General features: G+C 28.2%; 3 protein-coding genes and 1 pseudogene. 2 read left to right on the forward strand and 2 right to left on the reverse strand.

The window, feature by feature from the left end:
- Positions 1–208 precede the first annotated feature (208 nt).
- Entirely contained in the window at positions 209–661 is a 453-nt protein-coding gene (locus VN21_RS02575) for a hypothetical protein (RefSeq protein ID WP_046821905.1), read from the forward strand.
- Positions 662–714: 53 nt separating this feature from the next.
- Here the strand turns inward: VN21_RS02575 and VN21_RS02580 are convergent, their stop codons facing one another.
- Together VN21_RS02580 and VN21_RS02585 are read right to left on the reverse strand one after the other, a co-directional pair.
- A complete protein-coding gene (locus VN21_RS02580; protein ID WP_046821906.1) occupies positions 715–2,058 on the reverse strand; it encodes a TldD/PmbA family protein in 1,344 nt (447 codons plus the stop codon).
- 2 nt (positions 2,059–2,060) lie between these two features.
- Positions 2,061–3,452, reverse strand: a complete 1,392-nt coding sequence (locus tag VN21_RS02585) for a TldD/PmbA family protein (RefSeq protein WP_046821907.1) — start codon at positions 3,450–3,452, stop codon at positions 2,061–2,063.
- Positions 3,453–3,605: 153 nt separating this feature from the next.
- Between VN21_RS02585 and VN21_RS18185 the strand changes: the two are divergent.
- Positions 3,606–5,002 (forward strand): annotated as a pseudogene (locus tag VN21_RS18185) (IS3 family transposase).
- The last annotated feature ends 63 nt before the right edge of the window (positions 5,003–5,065 follow it).

Below are 5,065 nucleotides of genomic sequence, written 5' to 3' on the forward strand. Positions count from 1 at the left end.
TTTTAATATATATATTCATTGTATTTTTATTTATTCATAAAAATTTCCATATAAACACTATAATTTGTTAAGGTTTTACAGCATTATATTTTTTGATATTTACATATAATATTTAATAAATTTTATAGTTTATTTCCTAGATACTTTAATACTTTTACTACTACAAAAATATTTAAATATACATGCACTATAAAAAAGAGGTGGACATATGAACTTTAAAAAAATTAAAATTATAATAATCATGACTTTAACTATTTTAACTTGTAATTTAAATTTTGTTTCAGCATTTGAATGTTTAACACCTAGTTCTATCTCGCAAGACTTAATTAAAGATTTAGACTTAATAGATAATAATATGTATATGCTTATTAATACTATATTAAAAGATGAACTTAACGAAGATTCTGCAAAACAACAAATTAGAATTTTAGATTCATTAATTAAAAACTTAAATTCAAAATCATCTACAGTACCAACGAAAGATGATACAACCGTTCTAGCTATTAAGGCCATTTTAAGTTTTTATAAAGTATCTTTAATAAAATCTGAAGACTTCTTAAAAACTGAAAACCAAGATGATTTAGTAAATGCTGTAAGTGCTTTTTCAGTTGCTTATAATTCTTCTACTACTTTAAGAAAAATCATAAGTGATTCAAAGTAATCCCATATATTTTTATAAAAAAAGCACTTATTAAATTAAGTGCTTTTTTTATTTTATTTACCTGCTATAGATAGAGATTTAACTACAACAGATGGTGATCCTATATTACTTAATGGAAATTTCAAATCATTTCCTATATTTTCAATATCTTTAATTAATTCAAAAAAGTTTCCTGCCACAGTTATTTGTTCTATAGGATAAGATTTTTCTCCATTTGTTATATAATATCCTTTTGCAGCTAAAGAAAAATCTCCTGTAATTGAATTTGCCCCTGAGTGAAGACCTGCAAAGTCAGTTACTATTATACCCTCATTTACGTGTTTTACAAGTTCTTCGAAAGTTAAATTTCCTTTTTCTATATAGAAATTTGTTGGGTCAACACTTACAACTGATGAGTACGATGACTTAAACCCATTTCCTGTAGTTTTTGTATTTGCTTTGTGTGCAGTTTTTAGGTTATGAAGTAAAGTTATTAGTTTTCCATCTTTAACTATATCTTTTTTATAGGTTGCAACTCCTTCATCATCAAATGGTGTTGATGATAATCCATTGTCTAATAATGGATTGTCTACTATTGTAACAATATCAGAAGCTATATTACTACCTTCTTTATCTTTAAGTAATGACATTCCTCTTTGAGCACTTTCTGCACTAAATACATCACTAAATGTTTCAAGTAAAGATGACATAGCTTCATTATTTATTATAGTTTTATAGTTGCCTGATTCTATAGATTTAGCCCCAATTTTAGAAAATGCTTCATTTACTGCATCTGATGCAATTTTCTTAGTATCTATATCTTTTATATCTTCAACTAATTGATATCCCATTCCATCTTGCTTTTGATTACTATCTTCTATAACTGGAATTACATATGCCATAAGTAAATTACTCTTGTTACTTAAATTAAGATTTTTTGTATTACTAATTAAGCTTCTTGATGAACTGTATGATACTTTGCATCCACTTAAATTAATAACCTTATCACTGTAATTTTTTGTTTGTCTCTCTAAATCTATAGCTATTTCAATCAATTCAGCTGGATCTATGTTTTCTAGTTTTTCTGAATAAGTTTTAACCTCACTATAACTTTCATCACCTTTATATATAAACTGCACATCTGTATTTTCTATAGATACAGCTCCTTCTTTTGCCTTTTTCACTAACATATCTATGGCTTCTTCATCTAAAATTTCAGTATACGAATATCCCATTTTACCATTTATTAATCCTCTAAATGAAAGACCTATATACTTATCAATATTATATTTTTCTAATTCAAATTCATAAACAGATATACTTATATTTTCTCCATCAGAATAATAAACTTCGCAATCGGTAAAACCTTCTTGCTTAGCTCTTTCAAATAATTGATCTTTAAATATATTAAATTCCATAATTACTCCTCCGATCTTCCGCCTACAGTAATTTCTTTAACTCTTATCATAGGCTGACCCACATTTGTTGGTATACTACCTGAAGATGAACCACACATACCTTGAGCTTGCTTTAGGTTATCAGACACCATGTCTATATTCATAAGTACTTCACTACCTTTTCCAATTAAGCTTGCTCCTCTTACAGGTTCTTTAATCTCTCCATTTTTAACAAGGTAACCTTCAGCTACTGCAAAGTTAAACTCACCTGTTACTGGATTCACAGATCCTCCACCCATTTTTTTTGCATAAAGTCCATTATCAATTGATTTTATTATATCTGCTTCTTTATCTTCTCCAGCTGCTATGTATGTATTTGTCATTCTTGAAGTTGGTGCATACTTGTAACTTTGTCTTCTAGAACTTCCTGTAGCTTCCATATTCATTCTTCTTCCATTTAACTTATCTATCATATATGAATTTAAAATACCATTTTTAATCAATGTATTTTTTTGAGTTAAATTTCCTTCATCATCTACATTGCTAGACCCCCAGTGGTTAGCTAATGTTCCATCGTCAATTGCTGTAACTTTTGAAGATGCAATCTGTTCACCTAACTTCCCAGAAAATACAGAGTTTCCTTTTGCTACTGATGTAGCTTCTAATGAGTGTCCGCATGCTTCGTGGAATATTACTCCCCCAAATCCATTATCTATTGCAACAGGCATTTTACCTGCAGGGCAGTTTTTGGCATGTAACATAGTATATGCTGTTCTAGCAGCTTCTTTACCATAATATTCGGGATCTACTTCTTCAAACATTTCAAATCCCATAGCCCTTCCAGGACCTTCAAATCCAGTTTGATTTTCGTTTCCTTTTGATGCAATAGCACTAATACCAAGTCTAGTTCTTATACGTCTATCCTCTACATATATTCCTTCAGTATTGGCTACTAGTACCTTTTGATCTTTATCTAAATAAGTTACATTTACTTGTGAAATATCTGTACTATAATCTTTTGCACTTTTATATGCTTCCTTCATTACTTTTATTTTATCTTTATAATCTATTAAATTTGGATATAATTTTATAGGATGCATATCTTTGTACTTTATACTATTATTTAATACTATAGTTTTTTCTTCATTTAAACTTCCTAGTGCTAGTGCTGCTTTATACGCTGTATCTAATAATGAAGAAATCGAATTGTCATTAGTGTATGCATAAACACTTTTCAATCCTTTAAAAATCCTAATTCCTATTCCATAACTTCGTCCACCTAGTGCATTTTCAACTTTGTTATCTATTATACCTATTGAATTACTTATCGTATCTTCTTCAAATATTTCTGCAAAATCTCCACCTGTTATCAAACACTTTGATAATACTTTAGAGGCTACTTCTTTTGAAATCATATTATTCCTCCCATTTTTTTACTATTAAGTTAATAATATCATAGTTTGCACTCAATCTAAATCGCGTGAAAAAATTTTTATAAAAAAAGTTACTAGTAAATGTACTGCGCCCCAATTGTTGGACTAAAAATCTAATGATTGGGGTGTTTTTATATGACTAAATACGATTTTAGTTTTAAACTAAAAGTTGTTAAATCTTATTTAAATGGAGAAGGCGGATTTCTTTCACTATCAAAAAAATATGGAATTCATAATAATAGCCAAATTCAAAAATGGGTAAATGCCTATAACATATTAGGTGAAGATGGGCTAAAAAGAAAAAATAGAGATACCTGCTATACTGTACAGTTCAAGCTAGATGTTATAAACTATATGTTAATAACTAAATCTAGTGCACAAGAGGTCGCTAACCATTTTAAAATGAACAATAGTTCACTTATATCAGCATGGAAACAGAAATTTTTAAATGATGGTATAGATGCCTTGTCTAGAACGAAGGGGAAACCATCCATGAACAAAAACACTAAAAAAGAAAAAAAGTTAACAAGAGAACAAGAGTTAGAATATGAAAATACACTGTTAAAAGCGGAGCTTGCATTTTTAAAAAAGCTGCGTGCTTCAGGAATGAATGTTCCCGAAAGGTTAAAAACCGATACGAATCAAAAGTAATTTATGATCTTCGCAAGGAATTTAAACTATCCACTCTTCTTGAAGCTACTAAATTTCCTAAATCAACATATATGTATTGGCAAAAGAGATTTGATAGTGAAAATCCAGATGAAAATATTGAAGAAAAAATTAAATTAGTTTTTCAAGAACATAATGGAAGATATGGCTATCGCCGAATTACAGCTACATTAAAAGATATGGGCATAGTTATTAATCAAAAGAAAGTTAGACGTATTATGAAAAAATTAGACCTTAAATGCATTGCATTTTCTCATAAATCACGTAAATATAATTCATATAAAGGTACAATTGGAAAAATAGAAAATAATAAAATAAATAGAAGATTTAAAACATCAATTCCTCATCAGAAGATAACAACAGATACATCGGAATTTAAAATATATACTACAGATGAAAATGGTAAATTAATTATAAAAAAGGCTTATCTTGATCCATTTTTAGATATGTTTAATGGAGAAATTTTATCATTCAGTATATCAAATAAACCTAATTTTAAGGCTATCAATGATGCATTAAATAAATCTATCGATGTTACAAAAGATTGCCCTTATAGAAGAACTTTTCACTCGGATCAAGGTTGGGCATATCAAATGAATTTGTATAGAAAAACACTTAAGAATAATAAAATATTCCAAAGTATGTCTAGAAAAGGTACGTGTCTTGATAATTCTCCTATGGAAAATTTCTTTGGAGTAATGAAACAGGAAATGTACTATGGAAAAATATATAAAAGTTTTAATGAATTAGAGATAGCTATAACAGATTATATTTACTACTATAATAACAATAGAATTAAAGAAAAATTAAATTGGCGTAGCCCTGTTAAATATAGAATTGACTATGAATCTAAAATTGCATAAAACAAAAAATACAGGAATGAATTTTCATTCCTGTATAAAGTCCAACTTTTGGGTCTCAGTACA

It is taken from the genome of Paraclostridium benzoelyticum (assembly GCF_001006285.1).
Taxonomy (GTDB): domain Bacteria; phylum Bacillota; class Clostridia; order Peptostreptococcales; family Peptostreptococcaceae; genus Paraclostridium; species Paraclostridium benzoelyticum.

Excerpts from the sequence above, each read along its gene's own strand:
- VN21_RS02585 (WP_046821907.1), bottom strand. The coding sequence starts at position 3,452 with ATGATTTCAAAAGAAGTAGCCTCTAAAGTATTATCAAAGTGTTTGATA.
- VN21_RS02575 (WP_046821905.1), top strand. The coding sequence starts at position 209 with ATGAACTTTAAAAAAATTAAAATTATAATAATCATGACTTTAACTATT.
- VN21_RS02580 (WP_046821906.1), bottom strand. The coding sequence starts at position 2,058 with ATGGAATTTAATATATTTAAAGATCAATTATTTGAAAGAGCTAAGCAA.